Here is a 20,951-nt window from a genome sequence, read left to right as displayed (position 1 = left end):
AAGAACTACTTCCCCTCCAAGAATTAAATAACTAATAGCAAATATGAAAAAGAGATATAAATTGTCAGCGTAGGTTTTGCTGAAAAATATACCCATAAAAAATATAAGAGCGCCCAAAAACAGTTGAGTAAATTTCTTTTTGTTAAAATCAGTGTTAGTACTACTGTGGTCATGATCATGTGACATAAAATTACCTCCAATTATGAATTTCCTTTAGATTTAGAGTGGTTAAAGTTTTGATTAATAATAATATGAACGCATTCTTTTAATCTATAATGATTAAATTTATGAACTCACTATAACAAGTTTCTTCCTATTTATTAAAAAGTATACCTGATTTATAATAAGTATAAGTACAAAAGCATAAATAAAGATTTCATGAACCAAGTAAAATAAGTATATACTAAAAACTATTTAGTAAGGGAGGTTAAGTAATGTTTGGTGAAGTAGATTTTGCAAAATCATTACAAGAAGAATTAAAGAAAGACCCAAGTTTGAAAATTGATGTGGATTTTTTAATAATAAATATGAATTAATCAAAAGCCTTATTAATATAAGAAAAGAATTGAATTTAACTAAAGAAGATATAGCTATTAGAAGTGGTATTCCAATAAAGGTGGTATCAAAAATAGAAAGTTTAGAAAATAATGTGAAGTTAGATGTATTTTTAAGATATATAACTGCATTAGGAATAAAAATTAATTTAGATAAATGTTTATAGATTAATTGATATTAATGTCAGTATTTTGAAATATAATGTAGAAAACCTAGAGTCTAAGTTCAAATTTCTAATTTAAAAAATAAAAAGACAGTTAACTTTTAACTCTCTTTTTATTTATGTTTAAATATTGAGTTTTCTAGGTGGAACAGTATAGTTAAATAGTTTACTCAAAAATTCATTTTGTAACTTAACTTGTAAATCCCAAACTTTACAACTTACATATATACATTGCTCCATAAACTTTTGTTGATATGTATCTACTTTTTCTAAGCTAGTATCAGCTATTAGTTGATTAAATATTATTTTATTGGATATATCATTATAATATAATGTCGTAAAGTCGTTTTGAAGATCAATGAGTTTTTGAAATTCATTTATTAACTCATCCTTGTCCTTTAGAAACTTATTTAATATAACTTCTCTAGATTCAAGAATAGAAATTATAGGCATAAAAGATTTACTATAGTTGATCCATATTTCATTATATTCTTCAAAGTTATTTATAGCATTTTTTTTAGCTTGATTAATTAGCATTATTTTAAAGTCATTATTAATCTTATCTAGTGAATCATCAATTGTATTAGATTCTAAGGTTGAATTATAAATGTTAAAGAACACGAAATTCTTACTAGTCATAATAGAAGCTGACGTATTAAAGTTTTTAATAATATCTATAAGCATATCAGTAGTTTTTATCTGTAAATCAATTTTAAGCCTTTGATTCTCTCTCCATTTAGTAAATCTATAACTAATATAAGCAGATATAATTGCACCGAATAATACAGAATAAACACTTTGTAAGTTAATAGATAGAATAAAACTTGATAACTTTGCAAATAAGTCCTCCATAAAACATCCTCACTTTATTTCATATAATTTACATACTGAATTGTTAGAACAAGAATAGAGTTACATTTTCTCATAAATTTTTATATATTTATATAAAGTTGATCGTACTATTCCTAACATCTTAGCAAAACCTTTGGCACTTATCTTTCCATAATCTCCATTTTTAAATTTATTATATTCTTTAATGAAATCTTTCGGTAGTGATATTTTTGGTCTTCCAAGAACTGTCCCTTTCTCTCGAGCTACCAGTAACCCTTGATTTATTCTAGAAACTGTCTTCTCTCTTTCCTGCTGTGCCATATGTGCTTTTAAAGTTATAACAATGTCTATTATCATATCGTATAAGCTATTGTCATTTATAGTATTCAACTCATTCATGTGAGGAACATCTAATGCAACCACCTTAATTTTCTTAGATTTTAAAGTTTTTAATTCTATCATAACATCATCGGCATTTCTTCCTAAACGATCTATGTCAGTTATAAGCAAGATATCATTTTCCCTTAGTTGTTTTTCAATTCATCATACTGTGGTCTGTTTTCTGCTTTTACTGTACCGCTAATTCTTTCTTCAAAGATTCTATCGAAAGTAAAATTATTGTCTTCAGAATAATTTCTTAATGTTATTAATTGTCTATCTGTTTTTTTGCTATCCTTATTTGTACTTATCCTTACGTATACAAATATCAAATTAGCACATCCTTTACAATAAAATAACATAAATTGTATATATAGTCTTTGAAATCATAAAGTTTTTTTGTAGACACTTTTTAAATCAATTTTTGCTAATTAATTTATTTAAGTGCATATAAAAAGTCGTCCATTAAATCTATAGTTTTAACACCAGCTAAACTTGAAAAAAAGATTAAAGAGACTTATGAAGAAAGTAATTTAATAAATGAAATTTTTGAATGTTATTCAGATAATTTAGTTACAGAGGCTAAACATATAAGAAACTTAATTGTACATAGTGACAGTTTTCAAAAAAAATTTTCTTTTGCAGTAAATGATCTTTTTAATGATATCGCTATTGATGGTAGAGATAAAGAATATTATCCTAACTTAATTAGTGAAATTGATGATAATATGTTTATGCTAAAAAAAAGCTCTGTTATTATTCAAAGAAATGGTTATTGATGATAAAATACCTAATCATATCAAGAATGCAAATAAAAAATATTACACTTATGATTATAAATGTAATATTTGTGGTAGTGAACAGATTATACTTGATAAGTTTGAAGAGTATTTTGAAAAACATGTTATTTGTGAAAAATATGAAAATAAGGATTTTAGAAAAACTTCAGAAACTAGAGTTAGTGAATCGTTTTATGGAACACTGGTAGGCGATTTATTAGATGATTGGGAAAAAAGATTACTTTAAGATAAAGAATATATATTAAAATTAAATTTTGTGATTTAAGATTATGATAATAGTTGGCAATCCAACCATTTTTATAGAGCTATGTAATTTTATAACAGACATAGTGTTCTAAATTTATTAAAAAAGGGAGAAAATAATGGTGGATTTTAAGCTTGATATAATGGTTGAGCAAGTAAATATTGATATAAGTATAAAGTTAGATAATGTTTCACTAGAGGGGGGAGTATATATGTTTCTATTAGATGAAATACCTTTATATATTGGAGAGGCAAATATCTTCTTAAGTAGATTGACTTATCATTTGTATGAATTGAAAAGTAATAAAGCATATTTTGGATTTGAAAATTTAGAAGGTAATCATAAAATTACGTATATTATTTTAAATGGTAAATTGCCATATGATAAAATACAAAAGAATGAGAATTTAAAGAGAGCAACAGATAAAAATAGAATTGAAAGAGTCAGAATACAAAATACGTTTATTGAAAAGTACAGACCAATGACACAAAAACCAATATTTAATGATAAAGAATTGGCTAAATTAAGAGCAAATAGAAAGGATGCTATGATAAAAGATGGCAAGACAAAAAGTAAAATAATAAAATATATTTTAAATAATAAAGAAGATTATAAAGAAATAATTGAAAAGATTAAAAATAAAGACTATCGATAAATTTAGTTGTTTTTAGCAATCTAAATGTGAGTTGTACTACATTTTTAAACTTAAGGTTTAAGACTTTTTTAGCCAAAACTACATGGGAAATATAGAAACAATAGATTTAGTTTAAGACTTTTTTAGAATATAAAATATGGAATTGATTTAAAAAATGCCTTTTGAAGAGTGATATTAGTTTAAGACTTTTTTAGCCAACTACACCAAATGCCTTTTCGCAGTATGAGAATGAAATTAGTTTACCAATCTATTCAAGTTTAAGTGTTGAAGATGCTTATTATGTTGGGGAAGAGATTATGAAAGAGGTGAAGAATATATTAAACTTAATAGATGTTTAATACTGATATGGTTTGGTATATAATATTAGATAGGATTTAGTTAAAAATGAATTGGTAAAGTTAATGGTGGAGAAGAAGTTTGATTAAAGATTTTAATTAAGATATCAAATTGTCAAACTTCAACTTTCCACTGATTTAAAAAGGAAGTGTTTATGATGATTAAAGAATTTAATATTACAGGAACATGTATACCAGAATTTCATTACATGGTGTATACAACAAGAAAACTTCAGAAAGTCATAAATCTTGTTGAGAAAAGAAAGTACTTTATAATAAATAGACTAAGACAATATGGAAAAACTACAACTATGTTTCTTTTAGATAAAAAGTAAATGCTACTGAAGAGTATTTAGGTATAAAGATAGGCTTTGAAGGTATAGGCGACAGTGTTTTTGAAAGTGAAGATAAATTTTCAAAAGCATTTTTAGATATCATGATCCAGGATTTAGGCTTTAAAAATGAGAAATTAGAGAAATTTCTTGAAATTGAAAAAAGTACAGTATCATATTAGGCGGAGTTCATGATGTAAAGGGAATGAAGCTTAAGATAAGAAGTGATGAGGAACATAAATATAATAGTCCTTGGAATATTGCTTCTGATTTTGATGTGGATATGAGCTTCTCTAAGGAAGAAATAGTAACTATACTTGTAGATTATGTACAAGATAAAAAAGTTCTTTTAGATAAAGAATATTTTTCTAAAAAGCACGTTTTTATACTTCTGGTTATCCTTTTCTTGTGAGTAAGTTATGCAAGATAATAGATGAAAAAATAATGGATGAATAAAAATTAGTATGGAAAAGGGAATACATGGATGAGGCTGTTAATCATATGATGGTAAAGGTATTAAGGGAAGGGAAATCCTTTAGGAGAATATCTAGACCAATATAATCTGAAAGAAGGATATCTTTTAGTTTATGATTTTAGAAGAAACGGATTACTTGGAAAAGTTGAAGAAAGTAGTGTTGAAGATAAGAGGATAGTGGAGGTTTATTGTTAAATCAAGTTTACCTATAAAGTTTTTAAAGTTTATCTTCGATATAAGTTATATATAGAAATTTATTGGAGTGATGAATGTGAGATTAAACACTAATTTAATGTCTCTTAATGTTTATAAAGGATATACAAAGGCACTTAAAACTCAAGAAACTGCTTTCAATAGAATATCTACTGGGTTAAAGATTAACTCGGCTAAAGATGATCCTAATAATTTAGGACAGTCTGAGATGTTAAGACTTCAAATAAGAGGACTTCAAGCAGCGGAAAGAAATCTACAGGATGGAGCGTCTATGCTTCAAACCTTTGATGGAGCTTTAAGTTCAGTTTCTGAAAGTTTAACAAGGATGAAAGAATTAGTTGTTCAAGGTAGCACTGGTTCTTTAAATAGTGAAGATCAAGCTAATATTCAAAAAGAAATAGATCAGTTAAAAGAACATATAAATTCAGTAACTAAAAATACAGAATTTAATGGTGTTAAACTATTAGATGATCAAAATGTAACTGATAATAATAAACCTGGGTTTATAACAACTTCTGTTGGAGCTAATGTTGGAGAACTTGCAAAGATTCCTACATTTAATACAAGTACAGCTATGTTAGGAAAAGATGGAGTTGGTTATTTAGAAGAAGTAAATCTTCTTGATCCAACTTCAAAAGATAAAAATCTTGAGATTATAGATTCGGCTGTAAATAGTGTGAATTCTATTAGAAGTAAATATGGTGCAGTACAAAACAAGTTTGAATCCTTATCTCAGGGGTTAGGTGAAATATCCCAATCAGTAGAAAATGCTGAAAGTAGTTTAAGAGATGCTGATATAGCTGAAGAAATGATGAATTATTCAAGAGAATCAATATTAGTAAACTCTTCTATAGCCATGATGGTTCAAACAAATAAGCTTCCACAAGACGTTCTTCAGATATTAGAAAGAATAAAATAGTCGAAATTTGTTGTATGATTGTACCTTTTTTTGATATTAAATGTATGTTAAAGTAGAAAATGGAGTTTTTAGAATTAAAAAATATTCTGAAAACTCTTTTTTTATTTTATAGAATAAGATATCATATATCTAATGACTAATAATTATCACTAGTCAGAAAATTCGGACAATTAAATGTGAAAAGCAAGTTTTGATAAGTTAAAAGTTATTAACAAAGATTAAAATCAATTAAAAATATAAATAAAGACACGAAAACTTGAAAAATTATGTAGAAATATCTTTAAATATAAATTATAATTATATTAAATTGTTTGTTGGATTTTAGGGTTTTAGTAAGAATGATGTAAGATTTTAAATATATAAAGAGAGGATATGAGAAAATCTATGGCGAATATATCAGAGTCAACATATAATTTAATCAAAAATGGATTAAATGCTTCTTCATTAAGAGGAGAAGTTATATCTAATAATATAGCTAATATTAATACAGCAAACTTTAAAAGAAGCTATGTATCTTTTGAAGAGCAATTTAAAAAGAGTTCAAGTGAATTATCATTAAAGACAACTAAAAGCAAACATATGACTGATAACAAAGTTACTGGTACAGCAAAAGTTTTAAGAGATGAAAGTACAAGCATGAGAACAGATGGAAACAATGTGGATTTAGAACTTGAAAAAACTAATCAAGCAGCTAACACTATGCTTTATAATGCATTAGTTACTTCAGCTAATGGAAAGATAAGCAATTTAAGATATGTTATAACAGGTGGAGGTAGATAATTATGAGTATGTTTAATGCATTAAAGATAAGTTCTTCTGGATTAACAGCTGAAAGACTTAGAATGGATACAATTTCTTCAAATATAGCAAATGTTAATACTACTAGAGGCGAGGATGGAAAACCTTATGTAAGAAAAATAGCTGTATTTAAAGAGATTTTAGATAATAAAACAGGTGGAGCAGGGGTAAAGGCTGATAAGATAGTTGATGATCCATCTCCATTAAGAAAAGAATATGACCCTTCACATCCAGACGCTGATGAAGAAGGTTACGTAACACTTCCAAATGTTAATATATTAAATGAAATGGCGGATATGATTTCAGCTTCAAGATCTTATGAAGCAAACATAGATACATTAAATGCAAATAAAAGTATGTTTATGAAAGCACTAGAAATAGGAAGGTAGGTATAATCGGTGAAAATAAATTCATTCATTCCAAATGAACAGATTTTTAACACAAGTAATGAAAATAAAAATAACAAAGTAAGTGAAGCTGGTGGAAGTGATTTCTTTAAGATATTAAAGGACAAGCTAAACGAAGTAAATGAACAGCAGGTTAATGCTGATGAAATGACTACTAAAATGATTCAAGGCGAAGATGTTGAAGTTCATGATGTTATGTTAGCAGGTGCAGAAGCTCAAACTTCTCTACAACTAGCTGTACAAGTTAGAAATAAAATAGTTGAGGCTATCCAGGAATTAAATAGAATGCAGATATAATGATAACAGTGAGGAGTTAATAATGGAGAAAATAAAAGAGATTATAAAGAAGTTCCAAGAGAAATTTAAGTCTCTTTCAAAAGGAGTTAAAATTTCTCTGATTATTGCCCTAGTTGCATTAGTAGTTGGTATTATAAGCTTTAGTTTTTACTCTAGTAAAAATAAGTATGGTATTTTATTTAGCGATTTGGAAGCAAGTGATGCACAAACTATAACAGCTAAGCTTAAAGAAGCAAAAGTTGATATGAAGATAGACGGGCAAAGCATTTTAGTACCAAAAGAGAAGGTAAGCGAACTTAGATTAGAACTAGCAACAGAAATTAAGTCCGGAAGTAAAGGCTATGAACTTATGGACCAAAGTAGTTCTTTTGGTATGACAGATGAGGAATTTCAAGTAAAGAAAATACGAATGCTTCAAGGGGAATTAGAAAAAACTATAAAAAGTTTTTCTCAGATTGAAGCTGCGAGAGTACATATAACCCCTGCACAAAGTTCAGTATTTGTTAAGGATAAAACACCTGGCAAGGCTGCTGTTTATATACAGTTAAAAGCAGGAAAAACCTTAGAAAGTGATCAAGTGAAAAGTATAGTAGCATTAGTTTCAGGAAGTACAGAAAATATTCCAAACGAAAATGTTGAAGTTATGGATTCAGATATGAATCTTTTATCTAAGGGATTGTTTGATGATAATGGAGTTGAAAGTGCAACTTCAGTAGATAAACAAAGAGCAGCTGAAAAGCAGTTTGAAAAAGAACTACAACAAGCAATTATAGCTTTATATGAGCCAGTTTTAGGTAAAGGAAAAATATCAGCTCAAGTTAATGCTGATTTAGATTTTGATTCAAAAGCTCAAACACAAACGATTGTAGATCCAAACAAGGTTATAGTGAGTCAAGAAACATCTAAAGATGTTAACCAAAATGGAACTACAACAGATGGAGCAAGTCCAGTTGATAATAATACAAGTAACACAATTGATACAAATAATGGTTCGGGTACTTCATCAAGTGAAAAACAAACCACAAATTATGATTATGGGAAAACAGAAACTAAAACTGTAAGTGCACCAGGTGGAATAAAAAGAGTTACAGCATCTGTTATGGTAGATGGAAACTTAGATGCAGCTACTCAAGAGCAGATGAGCAAATCTATAGCTAATGCTATAGGGCTTAAAGCAGATAGAGGAGATGAAATATCAGTTATCGGTATGACATTTGATCCAAGTGCAAACCAAGAAGCTAAAGCTCAACTAGATGCTATGCAAGAAGAGATAGCTAAACAAGAAAGAATGACTTTAATAAGAAATATTGCTATAGGAGCTGGTATAGGAATTATAGCTATAATAGCACTTATCCTATTCTTAAGAAGCAGAAGAAAGAAAGATGCTACTGATGAACCACATATCCTAGACATTGTTGTAGGAGAACAAATAAAACCTAAAGAACCAGTGGTTTATAATCCAATCGATTTTGAACCTAACGATGAAGCAAGTCACATAGAAAGTGAAGTTAAAAAATACGCAAAGGAAAAACCAGAACAAGTAGTTGAAATACTTAAGTCTTGGCTTAATGAAAGAGAGAGGTGATTGAGTGGCTAAAGATACAAAACTAACTGGAGTTCAAAAGGCTGCAATACTTTTTATTACTTTAGGACCAGAGGCATCCTCATCCATAATAAAAAAGTTGCCAGAAAGTGAAATTCAAAAAATAACTTATGAAATAGCTAACATAACCTCAGTTACATCTGAACAAAGACATGGTATATTAGACGAATTTGTAGAGATGAATAAAGCTAGAGACTATCTTTTAGAAGGTGGTATGGATTATGCAAGAGTACTACTTTCTAAAGCTTTAGGTGCTCAAAGAGCTGAGGAGATATTAGAGAAGGTTTCTGATGCTACAGCTCAATATAGACCTTTTGCAATAGCAAGAAAAGCAGATTCACAACAGCTTTTAAATGTAATAATCAATGAGCATCCTCAAACTATAGCTTTAATATTATGTTATCTTCAGGCAGATAAGTCAGCTCAAGTTTTAGCTGAACTACCAGAAGAGATACAATCAGAGGTTGCGTATAGAATAGCTACAATGAGTAATACTTCTCCAATGGTAATTAAAGAAATCGAAAAAGTTCTAGAAGGTAAGTTATCATCTGTAATTAGAACAGAAATGACTACCTTAGGTGGAGTAGATACCCTTGTTGATATATTAAACCAAGTTGATAGAACTACTGAAAAGAATATTACAGAAAGCTTAGAGAGAGAAGATGCAGAGTTAGCTGATAGAATTAAGAGTTCTATGTTTGTATTTGAAGATATCATTACTCTTGATGATGTATCTATTCAAAGAGTTCTTAGAGAAACAGATGCTAAAGAACTTGCACTTGCTCTTAAAGGATGTTCAGAAAGCGTTGCTGAAGCTATATTTAGAAATCAATCTAAGAGAGCCGCTGCTTCATTGAAAGAAGATATGGAATTCTTAGGACCAGTAAGACTTATGGATGTTGAAAAGGCTCAACAAAAGATCGTTTCAGTAATTAGAAGACTAGATGAAGCCGGAGAGATAATAATTTCAAGAGGTGGAGAAGATGCGCTCATCTTATAGTGTAATAAAAAAAGATAACTTAAAATCAGGTGAACAAAAAGTAATAACAACTAGCTATACTTCTGTTTCTAGAGCTTCCTTTAGTGAGGATGGCTCTGGAGCGGACAATAGAGATGACATAATGCAAAGCTTCAATTCTATAGGAGAAAACATTGTAAAAAATGCTAGAAGAGAAAGAGACAATATTTTATATAAGGTTATGGAAGAGGCAAAAACTATAGAAAAAGAAGCTTATGAAAAAGGATATGCACAAGGCGAAAGTAATGGCTATGAAGATGGTCACGAAAAAGGCTATAGAGAAGCTTATGATGGAACTATAGTAAAGGCACAAGAAGAAGCAAACAGATTAATAAGTGAAGCTAACGAAGTTCTTTTAAAGTCTAATGATGTTTATACAACGTATTTGGAAGATAAGAAAAAAGAAATAGTCAATCTGGCTATAAATATTGCAGAGTCAGTTTTAAAAAGAGAGTTAGGAAAAGAAAGTGGTATAGATGAATTAGTCAAAGAATACATAGAAGCTTCAAAAGGAAATAAAGTCTTTTTAATAAAGTGTAATAAAAAACATAGTGAAAGTATAAAAGCTCATGTTCAAGAGTGGAAAAGTTATTATGGTATTGAAGAAATTCATCTAATTGAAGATGAAAGTATTCCAGAAGGAAATGCTGAGATACATAAAGATAACGGTAAATGTATAGTTGGAATTGATATAGGTATGGAAAAGATTAGAGATGCTTTAATTGGGTAGGTGAATATATGATTTCAATAGATTTTGAGCTTTTAAATAAAAAAGTTAAGGGATTATCCCCTACATACATAGAAGGAAAAGTTAAAAAGATTATAGGATTAACAGTTGAAGTTGAGGGCATTAAAGCCTTTGTAGGTGAACTTTGTACAATCTATAATGAGAGAAATATTCCTATAAAGTGTGAAGTTGTAGGATTTAAGGATAATGAAGTTATACTTATGCCACTTGGAGAACTTAGTGGGATATCACCAGGCTGTAAAGTGGTTCCAGAAAGAAAACCTCTTAGTGTAAAGTGTAGCGACAATCTTTTAGGTAAGGTATTAGATGGATTAGGAAATCCTCTAAATGAAGATGAAATAGGTTTTGGAGAAGATTATCCTTTAGATAATTCTCCACCAGATCCATTAAAAAGAAGAAGAATAAAAGATGTTCTTCCAACTGGAGTTAGAGCTATAGATGGATTCTTAACTTGCGGAGAAGGTCAAAGAATTGGAATATTTGCAGGTAGTGGAGTTGGTAAAAGTACAACCTTAGGTATGATAGCTAGAGAAGCTAAGGCAGATGTGAATGTTATAGCATTAATCGGAGAAAGAGGTAGAGAGGTTTTAGACTTTATTCAAGCTGACCTTGGAGAAGAAGGAATGAAAAAGTCAGTAGTAGTATGTGCAACCTCAGATAAACCTGCACTTATAAGATTAAAAGGAGCACTTACAGCTACAGCAATAGCTGAATATTTCAGGGATCAAGGTAAAAAGGTTATCCTTATGATGGACTCTGTTACTAGATTTGCCATGGCTCAAAGAGAAGTAGGGTTAGCTATAGGAGAACCTCCAGCAACTAAAGGCTATACTCCATCAGTTTTTGCGAAACTTCCTATACTTATGGAGAGATCAGGAACTTCAGATAAAGGTTCAATAACAGCTTTTTATACAGTTTTGGTTGATGGTGATGATTTTAATGAACCTATTGCCGATGCGGTAAGAGGTATATTGGATGGACATATAGTTTTATCTAGAGCGTTAGCTCATAAAAATCACTACCCAGCTATTGATATTCTTAACTCAGTTTCAAGACTTATGCCATCTATTGCAGACGATAATCATAAAGATGCTGCATCGAAGGCTAGGGATTTGTTAGCTACTTATAAGGAAGCGGAGGATCTAATCAATATAGGTGCCTATGTCAGTGGAAGTAACAAAAAAATTGACATAGCAGTTCAATATAATCCTTACATTGAGAAGTTCTTAAAGCAAGGAATAAAAGAAAAATGTGGGTTTGATGAAAGTGTTAGAACATTAACATCAATGTTCTAGATGGAGGAAAGATGGCTGATAGATTTGTTTTTGGTCTAGAAAAATTGTTAGACATAAGAGTTAAAAAAGAAGAAGAGTCTATAAGAGAGTTTCAAGAGGTAACAAGACAAAAGAAGATTGTTGAAGACCATCTAACTTCTCTCAAAGATGATTATGAAAAACATAAGGGAATTAAAAAAGGCGAAAGTGTAGTATACCAAAAGATAAAAAGAAACTATCTAATGGCACTTACTCAAGGAATAGACCAAACTGAAAGAGAGTTAGTTGATAAAAGTAAACAAGTTGACTACAAAAGAGAGATAGTAAAACAAAAGACCGTAGATAGAAAAACTGTAGAACTACTAAAGGATAAAAAGTTTCAAACCTTTAAACAAGAGCAAGATAGGATAGAGAGAGTTAGTAATGATGAATTCGCTCTATATTCATATTTTAGAAATAGTGAAAGGGGGTGAGAAATAAGTGAATATTAGTCAAATAAACTATACGCCAGACTTTAAAGTTGATAATACTTCTTATAAGGCAACTACTGAAAGTAGTGACAAAAAGAGTTTTAAGGATACTTTAGATAAAAGCACAGGTGTAGATAAAACTACTAAGAAGGTTGAAAACAATGAATCAAGTAAACCTAAAGATGTTGAAAGTACAAATGAGGCTAAAGAAGCAGTTAAAAATGATGAAACTAAAGTAGAAAACAACGTTGAAAACAAAGTTGAAACAACATCAAATAAAAAATCAACAGAAACTTCAAAAACAGATGAAGTTTCAAAAGAAGAAATCAAACCAGATTTCCTGGGAAATAAAGATGAAGAAGTTAACGATGTTGTGATATCTACTTTAAGCAGTTTATTGAACCTACTTAATACAATTAAAAATCAAATTACTACTTCGGAAATAAAACCGGGGGAAGTTTCTACAGAGTTAAGTAGTTTAGTAACCAACATAGTAAAAGGAGAAGTAACTTTAAAGGATGTATTATCTAATCCAAAACTATCATCAGATTTAAAAGAAGTGTTTAAAGCTAACAACTTTGACAACCTACTTAATGAAAAAGATGGCAAGTTAGGTCAAGAAGCTATGAAACTTTTTAACTTAGAATTAACTGATGAAGTTAAAACAAGTGATATAAAAACTATAGTGAATAATTTAGTAGCTAAGGTTTCAGAAGTTTTGGATAATGCTTCAACTAATAAGATGGTTAAAAACTTAGATCAAAAACCAACAGTATTAGATAAGTTAACTACACTAATTAGTAAAGAGTTAGAAGTACCTGTAACTAAAGTTGAAACTAATACTAAAACAAATGAACTTCAAAGTTTGTTAAATGAACAACCTAAAAAAAGTGATTTTGATGTATTAGAACCAAAAGTTCAATATAGAACTACTGAAACTAACTCAAACTCAGTTAAAGTTAGCCAAGAAGATAAAGCTAGCTATACAAAGTCAGAAACTACTGCTAAAGAAGATAAGTTTTTAAGTGGACTTCTTAGTGATAACAGTAAAGATGAAAAAGCTTTACCAAAAGTAATTCAATTTACGCCAATTAGCAGTACAACTACAGTAAGTAATGTTTCAAATGAAACACCTGTAGTATCTAAAAATACAGTTGTACAAGATGTAATAAAGACTTTTAAGTACATGGAAGACAATAGTTTAAAAGAACTTACTGTTAAGATTAAACCTAAAGAGTTAGGAGAAATAACTATAAAATTAATAACTCAAGGTGAAATTATGAAAGCAAGTATAAATGCATCTAATAAGGAAACTTATGATTTATTAAGTTCCAAAGTTCCAGAAATAAAGCATGCATTAAATACTCAAAACATTAAAATTGAAGATGTAAATATAGATTTTAATGATAGTTTTCAATCATTCCAATCCGGAGAAGGTAATTTTTCTAGAGAAGAAAGGAACAGTTCACAAAACACTACTAAATACTCTGCTAAGGATAGTATAGAAGCTACAGATGCAGAAGATGATTTAGAAACTTTAAATAATTTAAATATTTTAGCATAGGAGGGAAAAGAATGGCTTCAACAAGTGCAATTGGATACAATGGATCAGCTACTGCAACGGATAGAGGAACTAAGATAGTGAAAGCTGGTAGTGATTTAAATAAAAACTCGTTTCTAAAGATATTAGCAGCAGAGTTATCCAATCAAGATCCAACAGCTAATGTAGATTCAACTCAATACATATCACAGATGGCTCAGTTTACATCAATGGAGCAGATGGCAAATCTTAATACTACAATGTCAGGCTTTGCTAATCAATCATTAGTTGGAAAAGGTGTAACAGTAAATGTATTAGATAGTGAAGGTAATCCTTATACAGGAGTTGTTAATGCGGTTACGACTCAAAATGGCTCTACAACATTGTCTGTAACAGTAAATGAAAAAGGAACTAATGTTGAAAAGAATTTTGATTTAAACACAGTGGTAAGTGTTGTAAATGTACCAGACTACTCATTACCTGTTCTTACTAATTTAAATGGAAACATGAGCTTCTTATTAGCATCAGGTTTTATAGGTAAAAATGTTGAGTTAACTGAAAAAGATAGCAGCGATAAAAATATTAAAGGAACAGTTATTGGTGTAAGTAAAGACAATGGAGTTGTAAATATAAAGCTAAAAGTAGATGGCAGTGATGAAATATTGACAGTAAGTGTTGATAAAGTAAGCAAAGTAGAAAATAAAGAATAGAAGTGATTAAAGATGGGCTATAGAATAATTAATGGCAGAGCCTATCCTGTAGGAAATTTCCCAGAATATAAAGATCCTGTTACTAAAAGTAGTAAGGTAACTGGAGAAACTTTTAAAGAAGTTTTAGATAGACAAATAGAAAAAACAAGTGGAGGGTTTACACTTTCCAAACATGCCGCAGAAAGATTGGACAATCTTAATTTTACAAAAGATGATTACAAGGAAATAGAAAGAGGATTAGGTAAGGCTAGAGAAAAAGGCTCAAAAAATACTCTTATGCTTTATAAAGATGTTGCTATAATAGCTTCAGTTCAAAATAACACCGTAATAACTGCTGTTGATAAAGAAAGATCAAAAGAAAATGTATTTACAAACGTAGATAGCGTAGTAATTTTATAGGCTGGACCTTAAATAAGGAAGCCTTCACCTGCTGAATGATAGATGCAGGAAAATAAAAAAACTTGGAGGTAAGAAAATATGTTAAGATCAATGTATTCTGGAATATCTGGAATGAAAGCAAATCAAACAAAATTAGATGTTATAGGTAATAATATATCAAACGTTGGAACAACTTCATTTAAAGCTTCAAGAGCTAAGTTTCAAGATATGTTATATCAAAATGTTAAAGATGCTATGACTCCTTCAACAAATCAAGGTGGAGTTAACGCTAAGCAAGTAGGACTTGGAGTTCAACTTTCAAGTATTGATAGAATAATGACACAAGGTATGATGCAACCTACTAATAGAGCACTAGATGTTGCAATAGATGGTAATGGATACTTCATGGTAAGTAGTGGTCCAGCTGTTTTAGGTGATAATACTTTAGAAGTTTCACATACAGCAGGCTCACATAATATAACTGATCAATCTTTATCAAGTTCAGGATCTAAGATAATGTACTCAAGAGATGGTGCATTTACATTAGATGAAAGTGGAAACTTATTAACTTCAGATGGATATAGAGTATTAGGATATACATTAACTAATGATGATAATGCTCAAGCTGCTACAGCTATATCTCCAGATGGAATGAATTTATCAAGTATAAACTTCAGCTTTGGTCCAGGATCTCAGCTAAATGGTTATAAGATAGCATTTGGAAAGATTTCACCAGGAACAGTTGCCTCAGCAGAAGTTGATAAAACAAATAAAGTAATAGTTATAAATGGAGATTTTTCAGAAACCTCAACTTTAACTACTGCTCAAGTGGAATCAGCAGTTAATAAAGCTGTATCATCAGCAGGAATATCTCAAAGAGTAAAAGCTTCAGGTGAAATACCAGCTTATGCTTCTATAGGAACTAAAGCTATAGAAGGTGGTTCAGATGCTACAGCACCAGATTCAGTTAGACTAGTAGGAGTTCAGATAAACTTTGAAAAAGGTGAAGAACTTAACGGATACTCATTTAAAATTGACCAAATAGCTAATGGTGGTACAACTACAGCTGCAATAGATACAACTAACAAAGTTATAACAATTTCAACTGATTTATCTAGTGCAACCCCAGATGATATAGTTAATGCTATTAATGCACAGTTAAGTTCTACAACTAACCCAGAAACAACAGCATTATTTGCACAAAGACTTAAATCAGGAACAGGAGTTGTTTCACCAATATCAGGTACAGAGGTTACTGCAGCTGGTGCAACAGCAACAACAGCTCCAACAGCTACAATACAAGGATTAAATATAACTTTACCTACTGGAACCTTAACTGATTATAAGATTTCAATTAATAGAGTAAATGGACCTACTCCAGCTACAGCAGCAGTAGATGCAACTAATCATGAAATAGTTATTAACGGAGATTTCTTAACACCGTCAACTACCTTAGCAGCTGATCTTCAAGCAGCAATTGCAGCTGTTTTACCTGGAAGTACAGTTACTGGAAATGGGAAAGCTTTAACAGGATTAGATAGTACTAATATACAAGGTGGAGCAAAAGATAGTAAACCATCTGATCAAGAAGCTTTTGGTATGAAGTTTACTTTTGCAGAAGGTGGATCTTTAAATGGGTATAAGATTCAAATAGGAAAAATAACTAAGGGTACAGAACTTTCAACTGTGGTAGATGAAAAGTCAAAAACAATAACAATAAATGGAGATTTTACAACAACTCCATCGACAATAGACAATACTAAAATACAAAACTCAATCCGTAAATCACTTACTGATAAAGGAATAACTCAATTAGTTACTGTAGCTAATGCACCTAAAACTATATCAGAAGCTATAACAGCAACTGACATTACAGGTGGAACACCAGTACAAAGTTTAAATGCTGATGGAACAATATCATTTGTTGATGCTACTAAAGACTTAAAATCCTATGATGGAGCTTTAAAATCTTTGAAAATTCCAGAAACGGTTGTAGTTCCAGGAACTGATCAAGAATTAAAGGTTAAGTCTTACACTATTGATAAAACTGGAGTAATAAGTGCAATTTTAGAAGATGGTTCAGTTGCAGCTTTAGGACAAATTGCTATGGCAAGTTTCAGAAATCCAGAAGGTCTAACTTCTTTAGGTAAAAACCTTTATGAAGCTTCAGCAAACTCAGGTGGAGCTACTATAAAGAGCGGGCTTGAAACTACTGGAGAAGATAACTCTAAAGGTTATGGAGACAATGTTCAAGGTATGCTTGAAATGTCAAATGTTGACCTTGCTGAACAATTTACAGATATGATAGTAACAAACAGAGCTTTCCAAGCAAGTGGAAAGATGATAACAACTGGAGATGAAATTCTTCAAGATATAATAAACCTTAAGAGATAATTAATTAGTTGAGAATTGAAGGTTGAGGGTTGAGAGTTAATGAAGAAATTCAAGTATAACTCTCAACTCTCCACTATACACTCTCAACATAACTAAATTGGAGGGCGTTATATGGTTAATTTAACAGGTATGAATGGAAAAGAACTTATACTTAATGCAGAACACATAGAGAAGATTGAAGAAGTTCCAGAAACTATAATTACTCTAACTAATGGGAAGAAGTATATTGTTTTAGAAACACCAGAAGAAGTAGTGGATAGAGTAATCAGATACAAGAATAGAATTTTTAATATGAAGCTGTAGGAGGAACAACATGAAGAGGACAGATATATTAACCATAGCAGGGCTAGTGGCTGCTATAGTTTTAACTATATGGGGAATGGCTATGGGAGGAACCAACATGATAATTTTCTGGGATGCAGCGTCAGTTGCTATCACAGTGGGTGGTTCCTTTGCAACAGTAGTAATTACTGCATCTTCAGAAGACTTTAAAAATTTGTCTAAGGTTTTTATGCAAAGTTTTAAAGAATCAAAAGAATCAAGAATTGATTTAGTTAGTAGATTTTCTGGACTTTCCAAAAAAGCTAGAAGAGAAGGTCTATTATCTCTTGAAGATGAAATAAATGGAGTAGAGGATGAATTTCTTAAAAAAGGGCTTCAGATGGTTGTAGATGGAATAGAGCCAGAGGTAATAAAAGAAATAATGGAGCTTGAAATAGGAGAAATGGAAAACAGACATGAAAGAGGAATAAATTTACTTCAACAATGGGCGGCTTATGCGCCTGCATTTGGTATGATAGGAACTTTAATAGGTCTTATTCAGATGCTTGCAGCTCTTGATGATCCTTCAAACATAGCTTCAGGTATGGCAAAGGCATTAATAACAACATTTTATGGATCAGTTTTGGCTAATATATTCTTAGTACCTATAGCAAATAAGTTAAGTACAAGAAGTGGAGATGAAGCATCTTTTAGAGAAATGATGATTGAAGGAGTTTTAGCAATTCAATCTGGAGTAAACCCTAGAATAATAGAAGAAAAGTTAAACACATATCTTACACCTAAGGAGAGACTAGCGTATTTACAAAAATCAATAAGTGCTAATGAAGGAGTTGCTGAGTAATGGCTAGAGAAAAAAAACCTAAAAAAGAAGTTAAAACTGATGCATGGCTAGCAACTTATGGGGATATGGTTACCCTAGTATTAACTTTCTTTGTTTTAATGTATTCTTTTTCTAGTGTTAATGAACAAAAATTAAAAGATATAAGTATTGCTTTGACAGATCTATTAGGTGGAGGAACGTCTGGTAAATCAATTTTAGATGGTGGAAATGGAGTATTAGAAGAGGTGGTTCCAGAAGGTGGAGATGTAGAAGGATCTACATTTAGTAAGGTAAGTGAATTTCTTGAGGATAATGGACTAGAAGATATTGCACAAATAAAAACTGATGAAAGAGGAGTAATAATAGAGCTTAATGATAAAATACTTTTTGAATCTGGAAAGTCAGAATTAATTCCTGAAAGTAGAGAGGTACTTGACAAAATAAGCGGATTATTAGCTACTTTAGATAACACTTTTATAATTGAAGGGCATACAGATAACGTACCTATAGATACTTATAAATTTAATGATAACTGGGACTTGTCTTCTTCAAGAGCTAATAGTGTAATTAGATATTTTACTAAGGTAAAAGGACTTGATGTTAATAAATTCAATTCAGCGGCTTATGGCGAGTTTAAACCTCTAGTAGATAATTCCACAGAAGAAAATAGAGCAAAAAATAGAAGAGTAAATATATTAATTGTGGCTACTGAAAAGGAGAATAAAGAAAATGGCGGAAAATAAGGATAAGAAAGAGAAAAAAGGTGGAAAAGGAAAGTTTCTAATAATAGGACTACTTATTATTGTTTTTGGTGGAGGAGGAACCTTTGCTGGAGTTTATTTTTATATGCAAGCTAAAAATGCTGCTGTAGAAAAGCATGTTGAAAAGGCTTATTTTGTTTGTGGTACAGATGCACTTTTAATAAACCTTAAAGATGCTGGTGGTAAAAGATATGTTAAAGTAAAGGTGACCTTAGGTTATGATTCTTCGGTTAAAGAATTACCTAAAGAGCTTGAAACTAACCTTTCATTAATAAGGGATAGAATAATTACAAGCTTTAATGCAAAAACTGCTGATGAAGCATTAGGAAATAAAGTTGCTATCCAAAAAGAAATAATGGACAGTATAAATTCAGAACTTAAAAAAGGTCAGATATTAGAAGTGGTTTTTTCTGATTTTACAGTTCAGTAAGGATGAGTATATGGAAAGTGTGGATCTAATATTTAGATTTATAATTGTTTTACCTATAATTATTTTTCTATTAATATTAACTTTAAGGTTTTTAAACAATAAATCTGTATCTTTAGCTAAGGCTAATTATTTAAATGTAATTGAAAAAATTCAACTTACGAAAGAGTGTACTTTAGCTATTATAAAAACAGGGGAAGATGCTTTAGTTGTAGCTATAACTTCTGGTGGGGTAGAGACTTTAAGAAAGTTATCTAAAGATGAACTACAAACTATCTTGGATAATAAAGAAGAACATAGAAAAGATCTAGTAGAAAGTTATCAAAAATATTTAGATAAGATTAAGTATAGAGGAAAGAAGTAATGAAGAAAAAAAGAGTAATTATATATACAATTATGTTTTTAGCAATATTTTTTACAATTAGTCAGAAGGCTTTTGCAGCACCGAATTTAAGTGTTTCTCTAGATGGTGGAGGTACGCCTACAGACTATGTAACAAATATAAAATTATTAATATTCTTAACCATTTTGACTTTGCTGCCTTCCTTTATAGTGATGGTGACTTCTTTCACTAGAATAGCTGTAGTTTTATCCTTTCTTAAAAATGCTATAGGAGCTCAGCAGGCAATACCATCTCAGGTTATGGTTGGACTAAGTTTATTTCTAACCCTTTTTATAATGCAACCAGTTTATAATGAGATAAATACAAATGCTCTTCAGCCTTATATGGAAAACAAAATAACTCAAGAACAAGCAATAGAGGCAGGTTCAAAACCTTTAAGAGAGTTTATGATAAAGCAAACAAGAGACAAGGACTTACAGCTTTTTGTAGAAACGTCTAAAATAGATACTACTGATTTAACAGAGGAGAATGTTCCTTTATATGTTGTAGTACCAGCTTTTGTTATAAGTGAATTAAAAACAGCTTTTACTATAGGATTTTTAATATTTTTACCATTTTTAATAATTGATATGGTTGTAGCCTCTGTACTTATGTCTATGGGGATGTTTATGCTTCCTCCTGTCATGGTATCTCTTCCATTTAAATTACTTTTATTTGCTATGGTAGATGGTTGGTATTTAATAGTAAAATCTCTTATTATGAGTTTTGCGTGAGGTGATTA

Annotated in this window: 26 protein-coding genes and 1 pseudogene; 23 read left to right on the top strand and 4 right to left on the bottom strand. The window is 30.3% G+C overall.

Annotation, left to right across the window (positions count from 1 at the left end):
- Positions 1–186 (bottom strand): hypothetical protein (locus B3N22_RS13835; protein ID WP_286908022.1); only part of this gene is annotated, 186 nt, incomplete at its 3' end.
- A gap of 349 nt (positions 187–535) precedes the next feature.
- On the opposite strand from B3N22_RS13835, the gene B3N22_RS13830 reads away from it, so the two are divergent.
- Positions 536–721 carry a helix-turn-helix domain-containing protein gene (locus tag B3N22_RS13830; protein ID WP_349676636.1) on the top strand — a complete coding sequence of 62 codons (186 nt, stop codon included), beginning with the start codon at positions 536–538 and terminating at the stop codon, positions 719–721.
- Positions 722–841: 120 nt separating this feature from the next.
- Here B3N22_RS13830 and B3N22_RS13825 read toward each other — a convergent pair whose 3' ends face one another.
- The 3 genes from B3N22_RS13825 to B3N22_RS23645 are packed head-to-tail and all read right to left on the bottom strand — an operon-like array spanning position 842 to position 2,259.
- Complete coding sequence (locus tag B3N22_RS13825) at positions 842–1,570, bottom strand: hypothetical protein (RefSeq protein ID WP_286908020.1); 729 nt, start codon at positions 1,568–1,570, stop codon at positions 842–844.
- Positions 1,571–1,630: 60 nt separating this feature from the next.
- The gene (locus tag B3N22_RS13820) at positions 1,631–2,059 is read right to left on the bottom strand and encodes a recombinase family protein (RefSeq protein WP_349676634.1); all 429 of its coding nucleotides are present in this window, start codon (positions 2,057–2,059) and stop codon (positions 1,631–1,633) included.
- A gap of 14 nt (positions 2,060–2,073) precedes the next feature.
- A complete protein-coding gene (locus tag B3N22_RS23645) occupies positions 2,074–2,259 on the bottom strand; it encodes a recombinase family protein (RefSeq protein ID WP_349676633.1) in 186 nt (61 codons plus the stop codon).
- Positions 2,260–2,695: 436 nt separating this feature from the next.
- Between B3N22_RS23645 and B3N22_RS13815 the strand changes: the two genes are divergently transcribed.
- The 22 genes and pseudogenes from B3N22_RS13815 (at position 2,696) to fliP (ending at position 20,943) form a co-directional block, all read left to right on the top strand.
- Positions 2,696–2,953, top strand: coding sequence for a hypothetical protein (locus B3N22_RS13815; RefSeq protein ID WP_286908018.1), 258 nt, complete (start codon positions 2,696–2,698; stop codon positions 2,951–2,953).
- A 136-nt stretch (positions 2,954–3,089) separates the two neighbouring features.
- On the top strand, positions 3,090–3,626 hold the full coding sequence (locus B3N22_RS13810) for a hypothetical protein (protein ID WP_286908016.1): 537 nt from the start codon (positions 3,090–3,092) through the stop codon (positions 3,624–3,626).
- A gap of 493 nt (positions 3,627–4,119) precedes the next feature.
- A pseudogene (locus B3N22_RS13805) lies at positions 4,120–4,746 on the top strand (AAA family ATPase); the annotation flags it as partial.
- Positions 4,747–5,033: 287 nt separating this feature from the next.
- Positions 5,034–5,900 (top strand): flagellin, encoded by an 867-nt coding sequence (locus B3N22_RS13800; RefSeq protein ID WP_349676632.1) that lies wholly within the window; start codon positions 5,034–5,036, stop codon positions 5,898–5,900.
- A 372-nt stretch (positions 5,901–6,272) separates the two neighbouring features.
- Complete coding sequence (flgB, locus tag B3N22_RS13795; protein WP_414632235.1) at positions 6,273–6,680, top strand: flagellar basal body rod protein FlgB; 408 nt, start codon at positions 6,273–6,275, stop codon at positions 6,678–6,680.
- Positions 6,681–6,682: 2 nt separating this feature from the next.
- Positions 6,683–7,087, top strand: a complete 405-nt coding sequence (gene flgC, locus B3N22_RS13790) for a flagellar basal body rod protein FlgC (protein ID WP_286908010.1) — start codon at positions 6,683–6,685, stop codon at positions 7,085–7,087.
- Between the two features lie 9 nt (positions 7,088–7,096).
- On the top strand, positions 7,097–7,402 hold the full coding sequence (gene fliE, locus B3N22_RS13785; RefSeq protein ID WP_286908008.1) for a flagellar hook-basal body complex protein FliE: 306 nt from the start codon (positions 7,097–7,099) through the stop codon (positions 7,400–7,402).
- Between the two features lie 22 nt (positions 7,403–7,424).
- Positions 7,425–8,987, top strand: a complete 1,563-nt coding sequence (gene fliF / locus B3N22_RS13780) for a flagellar basal-body MS-ring/collar protein FliF (protein ID WP_286908007.1) — start codon at positions 7,425–7,427, stop codon at positions 8,985–8,987.
- A 4-nt stretch (positions 8,988–8,991) separates the two neighbouring features.
- Positions 8,992–10,005, top strand: coding sequence for a flagellar motor switch protein FliG (fliG, locus tag B3N22_RS13775; RefSeq protein WP_073018650.1), 1,014 nt, complete (start codon positions 8,992–8,994; stop codon positions 10,003–10,005).
- Complete coding sequence (locus B3N22_RS13770) at positions 9,989–10,753, top strand: FliH/SctL family protein (protein ID WP_286908006.1); 765 nt, start codon at positions 9,989–9,991, stop codon at positions 10,751–10,753. The genes fliG and B3N22_RS13770 overlap by 17 nt, the downstream gene beginning before the upstream one ends.
- 8 nt (positions 10,754–10,761) lie before the next feature.
- Positions 10,762–12,066 carry a flagellar protein export ATPase FliI gene (gene fliI, locus B3N22_RS13765; protein ID WP_286908004.1) on the top strand — a complete coding sequence of 435 codons (1,305 nt, stop codon included), beginning with the start codon at positions 10,762–10,764 and terminating at the stop codon, positions 12,064–12,066.
- Between the two features lie 11 nt (positions 12,067–12,077).
- Entirely contained in the window at positions 12,078–12,518 is a 441-nt protein-coding gene (gene fliJ / locus B3N22_RS13760; RefSeq protein WP_286908002.1) for a flagellar export protein FliJ, read from the top strand.
- A gap of 7 nt (positions 12,519–12,525) precedes the next feature.
- The gene (locus B3N22_RS13755; RefSeq protein WP_286908000.1) at positions 12,526–14,079 is read left to right on the top strand and encodes a flagellar hook-length control protein FliK; all 1,554 of its coding nucleotides are present in this window, start codon (positions 12,526–12,528) and stop codon (positions 14,077–14,079) included.
- An 11-nt stretch (positions 14,080–14,090) separates the two neighbouring features.
- Entirely contained in the window at positions 14,091–14,765 is a 675-nt protein-coding gene (locus B3N22_RS13750) for a flagellar hook assembly protein FlgD (protein ID WP_073018661.1), read from the top strand.
- A gap of 12 nt (positions 14,766–14,777) precedes the next feature.
- Positions 14,778–15,164, top strand: a complete 387-nt coding sequence (locus B3N22_RS13745; protein ID WP_073018663.1) for a TIGR02530 family flagellar biosynthesis protein — start codon at positions 14,778–14,780, stop codon at positions 15,162–15,164.
- A 78-nt stretch (positions 15,165–15,242) separates the two neighbouring features.
- The gene (locus B3N22_RS23640; protein WP_414632234.1) at positions 15,243–17,537 is read left to right on the top strand and encodes a flagellar hook-basal body complex protein; all 2,295 of its coding nucleotides are present in this window, start codon (positions 15,243–15,245) and stop codon (positions 17,535–17,537) included.
- A 111-nt stretch (positions 17,538–17,648) separates the two neighbouring features.
- Entirely contained in the window at positions 17,649–17,840 is a 192-nt protein-coding gene (locus B3N22_RS13730; protein WP_021800938.1) for a flagellar FlbD family protein, read from the top strand.
- 10 nt (positions 17,841–17,850) lie between these two features.
- The gene (locus B3N22_RS13725; RefSeq protein WP_286907994.1) at positions 17,851–18,660 is read left to right on the top strand and encodes a motility protein A; all 810 of its coding nucleotides are present in this window, start codon (positions 17,851–17,853) and stop codon (positions 18,658–18,660) included.
- Positions 18,660–19,382 (top strand): OmpA family protein, encoded by a 723-nt coding sequence (locus B3N22_RS13720; RefSeq protein ID WP_286907992.1) that lies wholly within the window; start codon positions 18,660–18,662, stop codon positions 19,380–19,382. The genes B3N22_RS13725 and B3N22_RS13720 overlap by 1 nt, the downstream gene beginning before the upstream one ends.
- The gene (locus B3N22_RS13715; RefSeq protein ID WP_286907990.1) at positions 19,369–19,830 is read left to right on the top strand and encodes a flagellar basal body-associated FliL family protein; all 462 of its coding nucleotides are present in this window, start codon (positions 19,369–19,371) and stop codon (positions 19,828–19,830) included. Before B3N22_RS13720 ends, B3N22_RS13715 begins: the two co-directional genes overlap by 14 nt.
- 10 nt (positions 19,831–19,840) lie before the next feature.
- The gene (locus tag B3N22_RS13710; RefSeq protein ID WP_286907988.1) at positions 19,841–20,191 is read left to right on the top strand and encodes a flagellar biosynthetic protein FliO; all 351 of its coding nucleotides are present in this window, start codon (positions 19,841–19,843) and stop codon (positions 20,189–20,191) included.
- Entirely contained in the window at positions 20,191–20,943 is a 753-nt protein-coding gene (gene fliP, locus B3N22_RS13705; RefSeq protein ID WP_286907986.1) for a flagellar type III secretion system pore protein FliP, read from the top strand. Before B3N22_RS13710 ends, fliP begins: the two co-directional genes overlap by 1 nt.
- Positions 20,944–20,951: the final 8 nt, after the last annotated feature.

Origin of the sequence: Clostridium sp. UBA1652 (assembly GCF_002320975.1) — a bacterium.
Lineage (GTDB): Bacteria > Bacillota > Clostridia > Clostridiales > Clostridiaceae > Clostridium_T > Clostridium_T intestinale.
The sequence above is the reverse complement of the archived record's forward strand: the minus strand, read 5'-3'. Positions and strand labels throughout refer to the sequence as shown.